The sequence below is a fragment of the Variovorax durovernensis genome (assembly GCF_977011995.1).
On the sequence record NZ_CDRNCW010000001.1, the window covers coordinates 5303004 to 5319589 of the forward strand.

General features: G+C 67.1%; 20 protein-coding genes. 8 read left to right on the top strand and 12 right to left on the bottom strand.

Annotation, left to right across the window (positions count from 1 at the left end; genetic code table 11):
- From ACWV14_RS25190 to ACWV14_RS25215, 6 genes are read left to right on the top strand one after another with little or no spacing between them, the layout of a single operon-like run.
- A complete protein-coding gene (locus tag ACWV14_RS25190; protein ID WP_016452536.1) occupies window positions 1-1191 on the top strand; it encodes an ABC transporter substrate-binding protein in 1191 nt (396 codons plus the stop codon).
- 16 nt (window positions 1192-1207) lie between these two features.
- The gene (locus ACWV14_RS25195) at window positions 1208-1975 is read left to right on the top strand and encodes an ABC transporter ATP-binding protein (RefSeq protein ID WP_016452537.1); all 768 of its coding nucleotides are present in this window, start codon (window positions 1208-1210) and stop codon (window positions 1973-1975) included.
- Window positions 1972-2688 (top strand): ABC transporter ATP-binding protein, encoded by a 717-nt coding sequence (locus ACWV14_RS25200; RefSeq protein ID WP_016452538.1) that lies wholly within the window; start codon window positions 1972-1974, stop codon window positions 2686-2688. Before ACWV14_RS25195 ends, ACWV14_RS25200 begins: the two co-directional genes overlap by 4 nt.
- Before the next feature lie 19 nt (window positions 2689-2707).
- Window positions 2708-3580: a branched-chain amino acid ABC transporter permease gene (locus ACWV14_RS25205; RefSeq protein ID WP_016452539.1), complete on the top strand. Its 873-nt coding sequence runs from the start codon at window positions 2708-2710 to the stop codon at window positions 3578-3580.
- 11 nt (window positions 3581-3591) lie between these two features.
- Window positions 3592-4587, top strand: coding sequence for a branched-chain amino acid ABC transporter permease (locus ACWV14_RS25210; protein WP_197488159.1), 996 nt, complete (start codon window positions 3592-3594; stop codon window positions 4585-4587).
- A gap of 9 nt (window positions 4588-4596) precedes the next feature.
- Complete coding sequence (locus ACWV14_RS25215) at window positions 4597-4902, top strand: beta-ketoacyl-[acyl-carrier-protein] synthase family protein (RefSeq protein WP_016452541.1); 306 nt, start codon at window positions 4597-4599, stop codon at window positions 4900-4902.
- Here the strand turns inward: ACWV14_RS25215 and ACWV14_RS25220 are convergent.
- From ACWV14_RS25220 to ACWV14_RS25260, 9 genes are all read right to left on the bottom strand, one after another.
- Entirely contained in the window at window positions 4895-6877 is a 1983-nt protein-coding gene (locus tag ACWV14_RS25220) for a relaxase/mobilization nuclease domain-containing protein (protein ID WP_016452542.1), read from the bottom strand. The genes ACWV14_RS25215 and ACWV14_RS25220 overlap by 8 nt on opposite strands.
- Window positions 6878-7313: 436 nt before the next feature.
- Complete coding sequence (locus ACWV14_RS25225) at window positions 7314-7901, bottom strand: S26 family signal peptidase (RefSeq protein ID WP_016452543.1); 588 nt, start codon at window positions 7899-7901, stop codon at window positions 7314-7316.
- Window positions 7898-8422: a DUF2840 domain-containing protein gene (locus tag ACWV14_RS25230; protein ID WP_016452544.1), complete on the bottom strand. Its 525-nt coding sequence runs from the start codon at window positions 8420-8422 to the stop codon at window positions 7898-7900. Before ACWV14_RS25230 ends, ACWV14_RS25225 begins: the two co-directional genes overlap by 4 nt.
- Entirely contained in the window at window positions 8419-8682 is a 264-nt protein-coding gene (locus ACWV14_RS25235) for a hypothetical protein (protein ID WP_016452545.1), read from the bottom strand. Before ACWV14_RS25235 ends, ACWV14_RS25230 begins: the two co-directional genes overlap by 4 nt.
- Complete coding sequence (gene parA / locus ACWV14_RS25240) at window positions 8679-9317, bottom strand: ParA family partition ATPase (protein WP_016452546.1); 639 nt, start codon at window positions 9315-9317, stop codon at window positions 8679-8681. Before parA ends, ACWV14_RS25235 begins: the two co-directional genes overlap by 4 nt.
- 253 nt (window positions 9318-9570) lie before the next feature.
- Window positions 9571-10419 carry a replication initiator protein A gene (locus tag ACWV14_RS25245; RefSeq protein ID WP_016452547.1) on the bottom strand — a complete coding sequence of 283 codons (849 nt, stop codon included), beginning with the start codon at window positions 10417-10419 and terminating at the stop codon, window positions 9571-9573.
- A gap of 26 nt (window positions 10420-10445) precedes the next feature.
- Entirely contained in the window at window positions 10446-10736 is a 291-nt protein-coding gene (locus ACWV14_RS25250; RefSeq protein WP_016452548.1) for a helix-turn-helix transcriptional regulator, read from the bottom strand.
- 83 nt (window positions 10737-10819) lie between these two features.
- Window positions 10820-11581 (bottom strand): DUF2285 domain-containing protein, encoded by a 762-nt coding sequence (locus ACWV14_RS25255; RefSeq protein WP_016452549.1) that lies wholly within the window; start codon window positions 11579-11581, stop codon window positions 10820-10822.
- Window positions 11582-11923: 342 nt separating this feature from the next.
- On the bottom strand, window positions 11924-12271 hold the full coding sequence (locus tag ACWV14_RS25260) for a DUF2958 domain-containing protein (RefSeq protein ID WP_016452550.1): 348 nt from the start codon (window positions 12269-12271) through the stop codon (window positions 11924-11926).
- A 223-nt stretch (window positions 12272-12494) separates the two neighbouring features.
- Here ACWV14_RS25260 and ACWV14_RS25265 point away from each other — a divergent pair, with 223 nt between their 5' ends.
- The gene (locus tag ACWV14_RS25265) at window positions 12495-12788 is read left to right on the top strand and encodes a helix-turn-helix domain-containing protein (protein ID WP_016452551.1); all 294 of its coding nucleotides are present in this window, start codon (window positions 12495-12497) and stop codon (window positions 12786-12788) included.
- 364 nt (window positions 12789-13152) lie between these two features.
- Here the strand turns inward: ACWV14_RS25265 and ACWV14_RS25270 are convergent, their stop codons facing one another.
- Window positions 13153-13467, bottom strand: coding sequence for a DUF736 domain-containing protein (locus ACWV14_RS25270; protein WP_454904350.1), 315 nt, complete (start codon window positions 13465-13467; stop codon window positions 13153-13155).
- Between the two features lie 523 nt (window positions 13468-13990).
- Here ACWV14_RS25270 and ACWV14_RS25275 point away from each other — a divergent pair.
- Window positions 13991-14827: an AAA domain-containing protein gene (locus ACWV14_RS25275; protein WP_200874531.1), complete on the top strand. Its 837-nt coding sequence runs from the start codon at window positions 13991-13993 to the stop codon at window positions 14825-14827.
- A gap of 237 nt (window positions 14828-15064) precedes the next feature.
- On the opposite strand, the gene ACWV14_RS25280 is transcribed toward ACWV14_RS25275, so the two are convergent.
- Both ACWV14_RS25280 and ACWV14_RS25285 read right to left on the bottom strand, forming a co-directional pair.
- Entirely contained in the window at window positions 15065-15277 is a 213-nt protein-coding gene (locus ACWV14_RS25280; RefSeq protein ID WP_016452554.1) for a hypothetical protein, read from the bottom strand.
- A gap of 255 nt (window positions 15278-15532) precedes the next feature.
- Window positions 15533-16585: an MBL fold metallo-hydrolase gene (locus tag ACWV14_RS25285; RefSeq protein WP_016452555.1), complete on the bottom strand. Its 1053-nt coding sequence runs from the start codon at window positions 16583-16585 to the stop codon at window positions 15533-15535.
- Between the last annotated feature and the right edge of the window lies 1 nt (window position 16586).

Genomic DNA, 16586 nt, shown 5'->3' on the forward strand with positions numbered 1-16586 from the left:
ATGCAAAAAAGACAATTCATCACCATGCTTTCCGGCGCCATGCTGACCGGCGTTTCTGGCCTGGTCCGCGCGCAGGGCGCAGGCACCCCGGGCGTGACGGATCGCGAGATCAAGATCGGCTCGACCGGGCCGCTCAGCGGCCCGGCCGCAGGCTATGGCGTCGTCGGCAAGACCATGTCTGCATGGTTTGACCTGGTCAACGCCGAGGGCGGCGTGAATGGGCGCCAGCTCAAGCTGGTGCTGGCCGACGATGGCTACAGCCCGCCGAAAACCCTGGAGCAATCGCGCCGCCTGGTGGAGCGCGATCAGGTGGCTTTTCTCGCGGCGCAGATAGGCTCGTCCACTGGGCTGGCGTCGCGCAGCTATCTCAACAACGCCAAAGTACCGCAACTCTTCGTTTCGTCCGGCTCTGCCACGTGGCTGGATGATGCGGCTAAGTTCCCCTGGAGCATGGGCTGGCTGCCCCTGTACACCGACGAAGGGCGCATCCTGGCCAGGCACATCCTGCAGACGCGGCCCAACGCGAAGATCGCCATGTTCTACCAGAACGACGACGCCGGCAAGGATGTGCTGCGTGGCGTGAAGGAGGTTCTGGCTGCCGCCGGGAAGAAGCTCATCAGCGAAGAGTCGCATGAAGTGTCGGATCCGACGGTGGACTCGCAGATCGTCTCCATGCATGCCTCGGGCGCGGACGTGCTGGTGGCGTGGGGTTCGCCCAAAGCCACCCTCCAGTCGCTGCGCAAGACCCACGACATCGGCTGGCGCCCGGCCATCTACATCAACCCGAGCGCATCTTCGGTGCCCGCGGTGCTGACTCCGGTGGGGCTGGACAAGGTCAAGGGCATCATGAGCGCCGCGTTCCTCAAGGATCCGAGCGATCCGACCTGGAAGGACGACCCTGGTGTCCTGGCCTGGCATGCCTTCATGGACAAATACAACAAAGGCGCGGCCAAGGAGTACCTCACCGTGCTCGGTGCCTGCCTTGGGCAAGTGACAGTGCAGTTGCTCAAGCAGTGCGGCAACGACCTCTCGCGCGAGAACATCATGCGGCAGTCGCGCCGCCTGGACATGGATTTGCCCATGATGCTGCCGGGCCTGCGTGTCAAGACCAGCGACGCCCGCCCTCACCCGATACCGGACATGCGCATCCAGCAGTTCGACGGCACGAGCTGGAAGGTGATGCCGTCCTGACGGGGCGAGCGCAGCGATGGAACCCATTCTTTCCGTACGCGACCTGACGATCCGCTTCGGCGGTGTCGTCGCGCTGGACGCCTTCTCGATGGACGTGCCCGAGGGCTGCATCTTCGGCCTGATCGGGCCGAACGGCGCTGGCAAGACGACCTGCTTCAACTGCATCAGCGGCCTGTACCGGCCCACCCACGGCAGCGTGCGCTTCGGCCAGGCCGAGTTGACGCGCCTGCCGCGCCACGGCGTGGCACGGCTGGGTCTGAGCCGCACCTTCCAGAACGTGGCGCTCTACCCCTCGCTCACGGTGCGCGAAAACGTGATGGTGGGTGCGCACGCGCGGCTGCCGGTGTCGATGCTGGGTGCCGCGCTGCGCTCGCGCGCCGTCCGTGCCGCCGAGGAAGAAATCGCGCACTCGGCTGACGCGGCCCTGGCCACGCTGCGGCTGTCCGACTATGCCGACCGGGGCGTGGCGGAACTGCCGGTGGGCATCCAGCACCGCGTGGAAATCGCGCGGGCGCTGGTGACGCGGCCCAAGCTGCTGCTGCTTGACGAACCCGCCGCTGGCCTCACCGCTGGCGAGGTCGATGAACTGCGCGACGTGCTGCTGCGCCTGCACGAGGAATTGAAGCTGACCATGGTGATCGTGGAGCACAACATGCGCTTCGTGATGAAGACCTGCTCCGACCTCGCGGTACTGAGCTTTGGCCGCAAGCTCGCCCAGGGCTCGCCCGAGGAAGTGGCCAACAACGACGCCGTGCTCGATGCCTATCTGGGAGGTGTGCTGTGACCCAACGGCTTGAAATCCGCAACCTCGCGGTGGCCTACGGCCGAACGGCGGTGGTGCATGGCATCGACCTGCACGTGCAGGCCGGCGAGATGGTGGCGCTGCTCGGCGCCAACGGCGCGGGAAAGACCTCCATCCTGCGCGCCATCAGCCACCAGCAGGTGACTGCCAAGGGCACGCTGCGCTTCGAGGGCCAGGACATCATCGACATGGCCGCGCCCGCCATCGCCTCGCTGGGCATCGCCCACGTGCCCGAAGGGCGCGGCACCTTTGGCGACCTGACGGTGCTGGAAAACCTGCGCGTGGGCGCCATCCACCGCCGCGACAAGGACGGCATCGAGCAGGACATCGCCCGGATGCAGACGCTGTTTCCCAAGCTGTCCAGCCGCGCGAAGCAGGCGGCGGGCACGCTCAGCGGCGGCGAGCAGCAGATGCTGGCCATCGCGCGCGCGCTGATGACGCGCCCCAAGATGCTGCTGCTGGACGAGCCTTCGTTCGGCATCGCGCCGCGCGTGACGCAGGAGATCTACGAACTCCTGCACCAGTTGCGCGAAACCGAGCACCTCACGGCGCTCATCGTGGAGCAGAACGCCCAGGTCGCGCTGAACCTAGTCAACCGGGCCTATGTGCTCGAAAGCGGGCGCGTCACTGCCCAGGGCACCGCAGCCGAGCTGCGCGAAGACGACGCCGTGCGCCGCAGCTACCTCGGCCACTGATCAAAAAAGGTTCATCACCATGCAAGCATTCCTTCACCAGATAGCTTCGGGCCTGGCGGCGGGCGGCATCTATGCCAGCCTCGCCATCGCGCTTGTGCTCATCTATCGCTGCACTTCGTCCGTCAACTTCGCGCAGGGCGAACTGGCGATGTTCTCCACCTATATGAGCTGGGCGTTGGTTCAGGCGGGCGCATCATGGTGGGTGGCCTTCGCCGTCGTGGTCGTGGGTTCCTTCCTGCTCGGGCTGGCGCTGGAACGGGTCATCTTCCAGCCCCTGCGGCACAAGCCGGTGCTCTCGGTCGTGGCGGCCAGCATCGCGCTGCTCATCATCTTGAACAGCCTGGTCGGCTGGCTGTTCGGGCATGAGATGCTGGAGTTCGCCACGCCGTTCGGTGGCGTCCTCAGCCGTGCCGAACCCTATCTGTCGGCCCACGAGGTCGGCGTTCTGCTCGTCACCCTGGCCGAACTGGCGGCGGTATTCGCGTTCTTCCGCTTCACCCGGTTCGGCCTGGCGATGCGTGCGGTGGCGGTGAACGCGCCGTCGGCGGAACTGTCGGGCATCAGCACCAACAAGGTGCTGGCCGTGGGCTGGGGTCTTGCAGCGGTGGCCGGTGCCGTGGCGGGGCTGATGGCCGCGCCCATCGTGTTCCTGGAGCCGTCGATGATGATGGGGCCGCTGATCTACGCACTGGCGGGCGCGCTGCTGGGCGGCATCGCCAGCCCTGTGGGCGCCGTGGCCGGGGGCTTCGCCGTCGGGGTACTGGAGAACCTGCTGGGCGCCTACGTGGTCGGCAACGACCTGAAACTGACCTGCATCATGCTGTTGATCATCGCGATGCTGGTCTTGCGGCCCGCCGGTATCTTCGGCAAGACGGCCCAGGTGAGGGTGTGAGCATGAGTACCATGAACGCCCCACTCAACATCCGCCCGGCGGCATCGCCCACCTGGTTGCGCTGGACGGCCTCGGTGGTCGGGCTCGCGCTGCTGGCCTGGTCCTTTAGTTGGCAAAGTTATCCGTTGTACGTGATGACGCAGGTGCTGATCTATGGCATCGCCATCATGGGCCTGAACCTGCTCACCGGCTACACGGGCCAGATCTCGCTCGGCCACAGCGCCTTCTTCGCCATCGGTGCCTATACTGCGGCGGTGCTCTCGCATCACCTGGGCTGGCCATTCTACGTGGGCGTGCCGGTGGCGGCGCTGTTGTGCTTCGTGGCGGGTTTCCTCTTCGGCTTCCCGGCGCTGCGGCTGCCCATGCTTTATCTGGCGCTGTCCACCTTCGCGGTGGCGGTGGTGACACCGCAGGCGCTCAAGTGGAAAAAGATCGAGTGGCTGACCGGCGGCGTGGCGGGGATCGTCCTGGAAAAACCTGTGTTCCCAGGAGTGCTGGCCGACCGGGCGGACTGGGCCATCATGGCCTGCGTTGCGGCCTGCGCGCTCTGCGCCTTCCTGCTGGCGCGGCGGATTCTCGGCTCGCAGTTCGGCCGCCTGGTGGACGCCTCGCGCGACCAGCCGCTCGCGGCGGCGGCGGGCGGGCTCGACATCACCGCCCTGCGCACGCAGATGTTCGGCCTCAGCGCGGCGTTCACCGGCCTGGCCGGTGCCCTGAGCGTGGTGGCGGGCCAGTTCGTCGCGCCCGAGAACTTTCCCTTCCTGCTCTCGGTGTCCCTGCTGGTGGGCAGCTTCGTGGGCGGGGTGCGCAGCCTGTGGGGCGCCTTCCTGGGGGCTGCCTTCATCGTGCTCACGCCCAACTTGGCCGAGAGCGTGTCGCAATCCGCGCCGTGGATGATCTTCGGCTTCGCACTGCTCGCGGTGGTCTTCCTGGCCCCCAATGGCTTGAGCGGCTGGATCACCAGCCTCCGGCGCAGGCGTGCAAATTCCTCATCCGCCCAGTCTTAGATGCTTTCCATGCAGCCCGTCTTCGTCGCTGGCACGGGCATGACCCGTTCCGGCAAGCACATTGACTGCGGTCTCAAATCGCTCACCGCCGAGGCGATTGGCGAAGCCATTGCCGATGCAGGCATCACCCCGTCCCAACTGCAGGCGCCCCACATGCGCAACGCCGCTGCTGGTGTCATGGCCGACCAGGTGCTGATCCCCGGAAAGGTGGCGTTGCGCGGCATGGGCATCAGGCGCATTCCGGTCGTCAACATCGAGAACGCTTGTAGACGCATCCTTGCAGTGGGTGCTCGATATGCTGCTGGCTTCAGATAACAGATAAGCCCTGTTGCCGTCGGATTTGCCAGGATACGCGGCCGTCATGTACCTGCGCAGAAATCGGCATACCGAGTCGTTGTTCGATGACAGGCCTCCATGGCACCAGGCTGAACCCCATGCCGTCATCGAGCATGGCGTAGCGCCCGCTGGCCAGCATGACGCTGCGGCGGTAGATGCCCGCCACGCGCTGGCCATCGGCCACGGGCCGATGCTCCAGGCCAGTTTCGGCGGCCAAGTCCTTCGCGGCATGCGCTACATCCCGGCTGCGCAGCGTTGCCAGCAGATTGCGCGCCAGGATGACGCGTTGGCCGCGCCGCTCGGCCAGCCCCTGTTCGGCCAGGAAGTCGGTGCGCTGTTGCATTGCCTGCTTGGCCTCACCGCCAAAGCCCAGGTCGCCCAGGCCAGAGCCGCCGCCGATCAACTGCTGGTCAAGCCAGGTGGCCCCGATCACGCGGGCCTGCCGCTCGATGGGCAGGTGCGATTTCAGCTCCACGGCCACGCCGCCCAGGCGCTGCGCGTCGTAGCGACGGCCCTGATCGGGCAGGTCGCCCGGCACCTTCCATAGCCCTTCGGCCACGCGCTCCACGATGCCTGCCCGGCGCAGGGCTTCCAAGCGCCGGACGTGGGCCGCGACGACTTCCTGCGGATCGCGGCCCGGCACGGCCTGGCCCTGCGCGATAGCAAGGTGGTGGTCGGTGCGGTACAGACCATCGCTCGCCAGCACGGCGATGTTCTTGTCGGCCGCGCGCACGTCGGCCGATCCCTTCACCTCCACCACGGCGCCGGTGGGATAGTTCGCCAGCTCGTCGCGGGTGTTGAGCGCGACGTAGTGGGCCTTGCCGTCCACCCCGTCGATGACCAGATAGCCACGGTCGCGCAGCTCGTCGGCCAGCCCCTTCGCGGCTACGCGGCCGAGAATGGTTCGGCCATCGTCGCCCGGCTCGAACACCGCCAGTTCGCGCGGCTCGCCGCGCATGGCACGCTGCATGGTGCGGATGATGTCGCCACGCTCGCCCAGGGCGCGCAGGGTCTTCTCGGCATCGGCATGGACGGCCCAGGTGCCCGGCTGCGTCTCGTCGGCCAGCCCCAGGCGCTGCAAGCGTTGCAGGCGGCCGATCAGCAGCAGGCGTTGGCGTTGCAGCTTCGGTTCGTTGAAGCGTTCGATCTGCACCCGGCCGTCTTCGCCGGCCTCGCGTTTCAGCGTGCGATCCAGGCTCGTCCACCGCTCCTGCTCCACCTCGCGTTGCAAGGTCTGCTGGATCTCCAGTTCGGTGCGCGGCCCCAGCCATTCGGTCGCCAGCTCGGATGCGCGATGCCGAAAGCCATCGGCGATGTAGTCACCCGCGATGATGAGGTCTTTGCTGGTATCGTCGCGCCCGCGCACGATCAGGTGGGCGTGGGGGTTGTCGGTGTTCCAGTGATCAACGGCCACCCATTCCAGCCGTGTGCCCAGGTCAGCTTCCATGCGGTTCATCAGATGCCGTGTATAGGTGCGCAGGTCTTCCAGCTCCGCGCCGTCCTCGGGCGAGACGATGAAGCGGAAGTGATGCCGGTCGTCGGCGCAGCGTTCCTTGAAGGCGTCGAGGTCGGCGGTATCGGTCTGCGGCCCGTAGGCTTGGCCTGGCTCGCCGTCGCGGCCCACGCCGTCGCGCTCGATGTAGCGTAGGTGCTTGGCGAGCGATTGCGGGCTGGCCCGCTGCTGGTTCACCAGTAGGGTCTTGATGGTCACGCGCCGCGACATGGGTGTCAGCTTCGCGCCCGCAAACCGCGCCGCCGTATGGCCGCGCCCCAGGCGTGAGCCGGGCCGCTGGCCGGTGGCCTTGCCGCCGACGGCCGATGCCGGACGGCGCACCGAGGACTTGCCGCCACTGGCCTTGCCGGCCTGCTGGAGCACCTTGGAAACGAAGCCCTGGCCGCGGTTTTTTGGCGCGCTGGGGCGGATGTGGAAATCGTCGTCGCGGCGGTTGATCATGACTTCTCTCCCTGAAAGCTGGGGCGTAGTCCGTCGTGCGAAGCACGCGAACAAGCCCATATCGACGCGGGCCACGCGCCACAAGCAGCACGGCGGCGAAGCCGCTGCGTGCCGCGCCACCCCCACGTGCAGACTGGCTTTGCGGGCCGACAGGTGCCGCCCCCTTTTGTCTTGCCTTCCGCATTTGCCTCCCGCATCCGCTCCAGGCAACTGCGGCCCGGCGGCAAGGCTGCACCGGCAGCCAGCGCACCGGCGAACACGGCGATGGCCGCAGGCCATCCGTGTTCGAGACAAGACGCCTGCACGTGGGACGGCTGCGCCGGAGGCAGCGTGAAGTGCGGCGCGGATGCGCTCGCACTGCATGTGCGACGACACACGGAACGCCGCCGGAACGACACGCCCGATAGCACGATGATGCACAGCGAATCAGCGGCCATCATGGGCGCGACTCCAGCCAAACCGGGCGCGCAACGCCAACCACGGCGGCTGCGCTGACCGGCCCGAAATACCGGCTGTCGAAAGACGCCGGATTGGTCGCGCTGAGCAGGAACAGCTCGCCAGGCTGAAGGCGACGGCACTGCTGCCAGGATGGCAGCGGCCGGCCCCAGCGATCGGCAGGCAACACGGCGGCTGAAGGCACGCCGTCGATGCGGACTTTGCCGTCAGCGATACACACCTCTTGCGGCGCCATCGCGCCCACGCGCTTGAGCAACGGGATGCGCGTCGGTAGGTAGCCGCGCTGCGCAGCCAGCGCGGCGGCCTCGGCGGGCAGCGGCACCAACACGATGCTACCCACGGACAACGGACGTGGCGGCGAGCTGGTGCGATGGTCGAGCGGATCGACGCGATACCATCCGACCGCCACGCTGTCGGATGGGTTGTAGGTCAGGCGCGGCAGCGGATGCACGAAGGACGCCCAGGCAAGCGCAGCGAGGCCGCAGGTGGACAGGCCCGCCAGCATGAGGCGAGCGCGCAGGCGCGAGCGTGGATGCGTGACAGCAGTGGGAACAGAAATCGTGCTCATGACAGCGCCCTCACGGCCAGCCAGGCGGCGTGCCGCTCGGCGCTGTATTCGGGCAGCGGCAAGCGCGCCGCGAGCCGGTTGCCCAGCGTGCGCCAGTACGCGGGCGAGGCGGTAGCAGGCGTGATGCCCAGCGCTTCGATGCCGTCGATGCGTTCCAGCACGGCACGCACCGATTGCTCACCCTCGGCGTGCAGCAACAGGCGCGCGCCCGGCTGCACGCCGGGGATGCGCTGCGCGCCATCCATCGGCATGCACGCCTGCATCACCATGAGCTGCCAGCGGATCGTGCCGTAGTCGTTGGCCTGCCAGCGGATGCGGCAGAGAACCGCGTTCGGCGTGAACACCGCGCAGCGACGCCAGCGGTCGAATCGGATGATGCGCGAGGGATCGCCGAAGCGCAGATAGAGGTCGAAGCGTTGGTCGATGTAGGCGAGCGCAACGCGCGTCAGCGGCACGCCATCGGCTCGGCCGACTGGCGGGGCAGATGACGTCGGCAATGCTGTCGAAACGGGTGTGATCATGGAGACTTCTCCGGGAATTCCCGCTTCAGCAGCGCGCGCAACAGATCAGCCACCGTCACGCCTTGCGTGAAGGCCGATACCTTGATGCGCGCCCGCATGGCGGGCGTGATGTCGAGGGTCAGGCGGGCCGTGTAGAGGTCGCCTTTCTGGAGGTCATCGGCGCTGCCCTGGCGAATCCACGCCTCGGCGTGCGGATTCGCGGGCGGGCGCGCGCCGATGCCCACGCGCTTGCCCGTGCGTTTGCTGGCGGGACTGCTCATGACGGCCACCGCAGCAGTTCGTCCACCAGCGCGGTGATTTCGCTGGCGGCGGCGCTGTCGGGCGCCGTCTCGCGCGCCAGTCGGCCAGCGGCCACGCTGTCGGCGAACACGATGCGTTGATGCACTTCCGCGCGCAGCGCGGGCAGCGGCTGCTCGGCCAGCGCTCCGCGTGCTTCGCGTCCGATCACCGTGGTGCTGACGCGCCGGTTGATGACAAACGCCGCGCGCAGCGCAGGCCGAAACACCTGCGCCTCGCGGATCAGCGCCACCATCTCGGCACTGGCCCACAGGTCGTAGGGACTGGGCTGCACGGGAATCAGCACCCGCTCGGCCGCCAGCAGCGCGGAGCGCGCCAGCGCCGCGATGCGTGGTGGCCCGTCGATGACGACGTGATCGGCCCGCCTGGCGAGTTCTGGCGCTTCCTGGTGCAGGGTTTCGCGAGCAAGGCCCACAGCGCTGAACAGCCTTGGCAAGCCTTGCTGGCTGCGGCGCTGCGTCCAGTCCAGCGCGGAGCCCTGCGGATCGGCATCCAGCAGGACGACGTGCTGGCCGCGCATCGCCAGCTCGCCGGCGATGTGCGTTGCGAGCGTGGTCTTGCCCACGCCGCCTTTCTGGTTGAGCAGCGCGACGATCATGGCCTGGCCCTCCGCGTTGGAAAGCCCGGCTGTTGCCGCTGCGCTTCGCGTCCTGTGGCGGTTGTCCACCGAGACGCGGCGCTGCTACTACCAGTTAGAGTATTTAAGTTAGGGAAGTTAAGGGAGACCGAAACCCGCGCCAGCATTGGCTTTGCGGCCGATGGACACGCCTGATAGCACGATAGTCCCACGCCCGATAGCACGATACCTGGCACGCCTGATAGCACGAGCCCGTCCACAGGACGCGCACCGTTTATCCCCGTGCCGTGGACGGCACGGGACGCCCTGGCCGGAAGGTCAGCAGCTCGGCGCCATCCAGCCGTTCGATGCCCAGGACGTAGCCCGGCAGTGACTGCCGCGCGACCAGCGCACGCAGGTCGCAGGCAAAGTCGTAGGGCTTGGCCGTGCTGCCCGACTTGCGGTACAGGTGCTGGAAGTCGAACTGCCACCCGCCCGGCTGCCGCCCACCGTGCTTGCGCACCAGGCGGTACAGCCAGCGCTCGATCCCGCCCGTCAGCCGGAAGTACGCCGGGTCGATGGTCAGCACCAGGGCGGCATCGAGCACGCCCGCATAGAACCAGTCCGGCAGGATCAGCTCCAGTCCCAAGGGCGTTCCCCTGGCATCGGCCAGCTCCTTCCACTCGTTGATCCACGAGAAGCGGTGCAGCCGCCTTCCCGTGGTCTCCCGGATGGACGTGGCCACCGTCGTGGATTGCAGGCGATCCAGCGCGGCCTTGAGGCGCTGGTAGTCGCGCAGCGATGTACCGCGCCCGATGAAGCGCAGGATCTCGTAGGGCGTGGCCTGCATCAGCCGCGACGGGCGCAAGCCCGCGTCGCGCGCCTCCACGATCTGCGAGGCCGCCCAGATCAGCACGTCGGCATCCCAGATCGTGGCGATGCCGTGTTCCTGCGTGCCTTCCACGCGGATCGTGATGCCGCCGGCCTGAAAGTCGATCGGCGTCGTGCGCCGCGACTTCGCCAGCGAGAAGAACGGAAAGGCCATCAAGTCCTGGCTGTCGCGCGGCGCCATGTCGCCCGGCAAGGCGCGAAACAGATCGAGCTGTTCGCGCTCCTGCCTGACTGCCCCGGATGGGCTGAACATGGCGAAGGCCACCCGCGCGCCAGTGATCAGCGCGCACGGCTGTCCGCCGAGTGCTGCTCGGCGTATTCGGGATCGGACGTGCTCTCGAAGCTGCGCTCGGCGGCCCAGGCATCGAGGTCGGCCACGGCGTACATGACGCGGCGGCCGAACTTGCGGAACTTGGGGCCGCCACCCAGCACGCGCTGCTTTTCCAGCGTGCGCGGCGACAGCCGCAGGTAGTCGGCAGCCTCGTCGTTGGTGAGATAACGCTGCGGCTGTGCAGCAGCGGCCGGGGTAGCTGCGGGTGCGGCGGCAGGCCGCAAGGGAGCAGGACGCATGGTGAGAACCTCCATCGGTTGCAGGGCTCCGGCCACACAGCGCAACCGGATGGAGGCAGTCTCAGAAAACGAAGCGCTCCTGCTCAGGGTCGTTTTGCGTCCTCTTCAAAACGACCCTTCTCAAGCGGCGCAAGCTGTGCTAGGCGGCGATAGCCGCCGCGCATCAGCGCATCGCCGCGCCGCACCAGGCGGCGCACCTTGGAGCGCAGGCCGCCGTCGCTGTACCAGCCGGCCGCGGCGTCCGCACCGAACAAGCCCTCGGCCACGTCGCGCAAGGACGCGCCCGCCAGGGTGGCGTCGAGCGCCTGCAGGGTGTGCAGCTCCAGCAGCGCCGCAGGGGGCGGTCGGGGGCGAGCCATCGGCGCTGGCGTGTCAGGCACGTGGGTGGCCCCACGGCCACGGTAGGCATGGGCCACGGCCATGCCGTCCTCAAGGCCAGGCGCCAGCGCATAGCGCTGGCAAAGGCCGGGGCTGCGCGCGATCAGCGCCAGGCCCTTGCCGTCGTGGAGCAGTTGCTTGTGGCCGGGAATGCGCCAAAACGCGAACGGCTCGGCATCCGGTGGCGGATCGGCATCGGGGTGAAGCTGCACCACGGCCTCATGGCCGGGGAGCCAGGCCGGATGCGCGTCACGCGCGTCCAAGGCCGGGTCTTCCAGCAGACGCAGGCCCCAGCGATGCGCAGCCTCATGCATTGCTTGTGCTTGGCGATGACGGCGCAGCCAGTCGAGCCGGTAGTCGGGATGGCGACGCAGGTACTCCCAGGCCAGTGCGAGCGTGTCCAGGCACAGGACGTAGAGGTAGGCGGCGGTCGGATACCAGTGCGCGAAGTGGTGCGGCTCGGCCATGACGCAAGCTCCCGTAGAGCAGGACGGCCGTCACCGGTTTCACACGCAAACGTCACCGCATCAAACTTGCATCCAATCGTGAATAAGCTGGTAGATTGGTAACTTGCGTGTCAAGACGAAATGCATCGGATGGGTTGCATGGATCGTCTGAATGCGACGGTGGCGCGCGAGGACATACGCGCCTCCTGCGATATCCACCGTGCCCGATGCCACGGCCGGCATCATGACCGATTGCGCCACGATGGCACCGATTTGGTGCGATAGTGCGGACTAAGACCGGACGGGTCTGGAGCAAGACCGAAATAGTCTCAATGCGCCCGGCTTGGCCTGGGCGCGAACGGCTCAATCGAGGATGGAGCCGTTCTCCTGGGCCAGCCGCAGGTACTCCGACAACGGGCGCACCGCCCGGAAATACCGGTCCCGCATCACGGGCTGTTTGCTCGGCCCGACGATGGATGCGAGGTCGGACAGCTTGATCTCGCCTAGCTCGGGCATGCCGATCCCCAAGTCGATCAGGCCATGGGCCGTATCGCCGTCGGCGGGGTCGAGCGACACCAACAGCCAGGTGGCGTGTGCATCCGGCGTGAACAGCCGCACCACGGGCAGCGGGTCGATGACCCGGCCAGCGGCGCGGGCTTGGCCGTGTTCCAGCAACAGCCTGCGCTCGTCCTCGGTGATGAGCTGGTTCATGGGCGTCCCCTCATTCGCACAAAACCGCCGAAGCGTGAAAGCGCAAAACCGCATTGGCGGGTTTGTGGAAAGGCACGGATGCGGCTTTGCGCTTCTGTGAGAAGCCGCAGATACGGATTTCCGTAAAAGCACAAAAGCGGCAGGCAGGCATAGTTGAACACTATAGATTGTAGCCCTATAGGGCGCAATCGGCTGTCATCTTGGATTTTGGGGAGATCCAGGGTTGGCAGCGAAACATACATTGTCGGAGGCACTAAAGACCATCAGGAAAGCGCGTGGATTGAGCCAGGAGGCGTTCTCCGACGTGTCCAGCCGCACCTACATGAGCACGCTGGAGCGCGACCTCAAAAGCCCCACCCTGAACAAGCTGGCCGAGCTGTGCGAGGTCATGGAGGTGCACCCGCTCACGCTGCTGACGCTGGCCTATGCCGGCGACGACCTGCAGCAGGTTGATCAGCTTCTGGTGCAGGTGCGCCAGGAGTTGGAGACTGTGGCGAAGAAGAGTGACACGCCATAGCGTGCGACGTTGCTGGCGTGGCCGATCCGGCTCAGCCGGTTCGGGGACTGCAGGGGCGCCAAGCATCGCGCGGCGGGGATAGGCCACAGGGCTTTCCCCAGGAGGCAAGCGAAGCGCGCAGCGCCGCAGGCGCGAAGGCGTGAGGGATTGCAGCCGGATGGCCGTGACGGCGAAGTCGGCACGGGGCGCAGCCCGTAAAGCCCGGCGGTGCAACGCACCGACACGCCCGGCCACCGCTTGCGGCGGGCAACTCAACACATGCGAAAGCCGCTCGACACGGCGCAGCCTTGGCGATGGTGTTGCCTCCTTGAAGTGCCGCGAAGGCAGCACAGCGCCCCGCCACGTGGGCGGGGCGCTGTGGCGGTCACGCCGCCTGGGGCTTGCTGCGCGACCAGATCAGGTCGTGCGTGCCGTCCTCGCCTTCGATCAGGCGGGCATAGACCGTGGCCGGGAACGAAGGATCGTCAAGGGTCACGGAGATGTACTCCCGCCCGGCCTCGCTGGTCTTCTTCCACGCCGCGCCGATATCGTGGCTGGCGGCCTGCAGGCGAAAGTCCGGGGCCATCTCGTTGTCCCCCTTGTCGTTGGGCACCAGCTTGACCTTGACGTTGAGCGTCAGGGTGCGAAGCGTGCCGGTGTAGCCGTCTTTGTCTGCGGTGAAGCTGCCGATGTTGGCCATGATGAAACTCCTTTTGGTGGAACAAGGTTCGCGCCCATCGCGTCCTTGTTGTGATCCGGCCGGCGGGGGACGGGCGGGCTGCACCGCTTGCGGTCGAAACGCAGTGGAGAGCCGGGAGGCGAAAAGAATTTGCTGCGCGAGGAAGCCGCGCAGCGGCGGGGAAATTGTTTTCGCTGGACGGTTGCAGCCATGAAGCCCGAGGCGCAGCCGCGCCCCCGCCAGGATTCACAACAACACAAGGACGCCTTGGGCCGAACCGCACCGAAAAGAGACAGGGCCGACTCGGCATCCCCGCACGAAGGCTGCACCGGCTCGCCCACTGACGCGGGCCGGGTCAACCACCCGACGACAAGCGAGAACGCCCCGGCCGCACCTTGCGGCGCCGGTCTTGAGGCGTGGCGTGGAAGCTCCATGGCGATGCCGGGCGGGATGTCCGTGAACCGTCCTTCGTGACGTGATGGGCGAGAACCGCCAGCGTTGAGGACGGCACGCATTCGTACAACCTGCCGCAGTAAGCGCCAGCGTGTTCGCCAGCGCCTCGTCCATCGTGGCGGGGCGTTGGCCGGGTCGATCCGGCATCGCCGGTTCGGCGGTATTTGAGGGGCGCCAAGCTCGCGCGGCGGGGATGTCCGACGCAGTGCTGGAACACATGCGCACGCGCTACCGTGTCGATGCACATTGGCTCCCCAACCGACAATCCGCGCAAACCTTGGCGGACCAGGCTACTGCGTGGGGCCGCATGGCGGGACCGGCCGACAGCAAGACGTGGGTGGGGTTGCCGTTGGCCGTGCACCGGCGCTGCGACAAGCCGATGCACGGACTGGCCAACCGCATCGCCTACGACGGTGCGATGGTGTACGGCACCATCGCACCGCGAGCCGACAAGGAAACCCCCGCCCGACTGCCTACGGGGTGGATTCACGCCAGTGGAACATCCGACGGGAACTGGGTGCCGGCTGAAGGAAAAGCCCTGCGGGCGCTGCTGGCCTTGCTTCATGAGGACGGAGTGAATGCAGCCGACATTTCGGTCATCACGCCCTTCAAGAATGTCCTGGAGAACCTCAAACGCTTGCTCGGCGACACGATGGTTTCCGGAACCATCCACACCATGCAGGGAAAGGAAGCGCCGGTTGTCATCATGGTGTTGGGCGGAAATACCGACGGTCCCGGCGCACGCGACTGGGCGGTCTCGGAGCCCAACCTGCTGAACGTGGCGGCAACGCGGGCGAAGCGGCGCTTCTATGTGATCGGCGACCGCAACGACTGGCAGAACCGCGCTCTGTTTTGTGATGTCATGGATCTCTTGCCGCTCCAGCGTCTTCCCGAACATGAAGCCGTGGCGATGACTCAACCTCAATAATTGTGCAGGCTGAGACCGTGCATGCACAGGTCATACTGGCGGCAAGCCTTGACTTCCCTGCAACTACCGAGTGTGCCGCCCGGCCACCTCCTGACACTGGCCCTGGACGGGCCAGTGCCCGAAGGCATTGCGCAATGCAGCAATGCCTTCGACACCGGGCGCGGCCACCGCCGCGCCCGGATTTTTGAAGCTCACCGCGCCTAGGGCGAAACGACCTAGGCGCGGTGCTGACGATGGTTATTCCTTTGTCTCAATGATCCACCACACGGCCCGCGCTAAGGCACGGCCCGTGATGGGATGAATGTCGGTGAGATCGGCTCGGGCCATCCAGCCCGAGGGCGGACGGTAACCGCGCACATCGCCCTCGCCGTGCCAGCGGCGGGCGCGTACCGTGCCGGGCGCGTAGACCGCCGCCATGCGCGGGCCACTGGTGATGTTGATGGTGGGCATGGTTCGGCTCCCTGCGGCAAAGCGCTCCGGCCTTGGCCCGGGCGCTTGCCTGCGGCATGGGTCAGGCGGCCAATGCCTCGGCAGGTTCATGCATCACGGTGGCTATTCTGGGCAATTAAAGTCGTAAACACCCACCCAGCATCCATGCGGCTGTTCGCAATGCCCAGCCAGGCCGCTGCCTATCTAAAGTCGTAAACACCAGCGTGGACTGCCCTCTCAATGAATGAGGTAGCTGAGGCCGGAGATGGTGCGGCCTCACGACTTCAGCTCATACCATGCGACGCCGCTCCCATCCACGGTGCACCCTACGGCGCTTTCCGCGATGAAGTAATTCATACAGGCCACGGCCTCGCCCGTGGCGAGACTCAGTTGCTGCCCGTCCTGCTCATCGATGGCACGGTGGAACAAGGCGGGGAACACGTCCACGATGCGCTGCGGCCCGCCCGTCAGCGACTGGCGCAGCCGTTCCAGCGCCCGCTCCTGACCGGCGCGCAGCGAGCCCAGGCGTTCGTGCAGCCCGTAGAAGGGTTCATTGTGCGAGGGCAGCACCAGCACATCGGCGGGCACTTCCCGCGCCAGCTTGTCCAGCGACTCGAACCACTCCTTGAGCGGATTGGCCTGCGGCTCGGTGGCGAACACCGACACGTTCGACGAGATGCGCGGCAGCACCTGGTCGCCCGCAACCAGCAGTTTCAGGCCGGGGCAGTACAGGCAGGCATGCTCCGGCGAATGGCCGCCGGTGGTGATGACCCGCCAGGCGTGCGCGCCCAACTGCAGCAGGTCGCCATCCTGCAGGCGCCGGAAGCTCTCGGGCAGCGCATGGATGTGCTTGCCGAAGCTGCCGAAGCGGCTGCGGTAGCCCTCGATGGCTGCCTCCGACCAGCCCGCGCGGCGGTGGAACAGCACGCCGTCGGGCGGCGCCTCGCGGTTCGTGTCGGCGTGCATCACGCGGCAGCTCAGGTATTCCAGGCGGCTCATGTGCAGCGGCACGCCAGCGCGGCGCGTGAACCAGCCTGCCAGCCCGATGTGGTCGGGGTGCATGTGCGTGGTGTACACGCCCTGCAGCGGTCGCGCCAGCGGCCCCTCACCCATCAGCGCCAGCCAGTCGGCCACGGTGGTGGGGTTGTTCAGGCCGGTGTCCACCAGCACCCAGCCATCGTGCGTGTCGATGGCCCAGACGTTGATGTGGTCGAGCCGGAACGGCATGGACAGCCGGATCCAGCGCACGCCGGGGGCGACCTCGACCGTGTGGTGCGACGCCGGGGGCTCGAAGGGGTAGGTCAGCGCGGGGGTGTCTGGCTTCGTCATC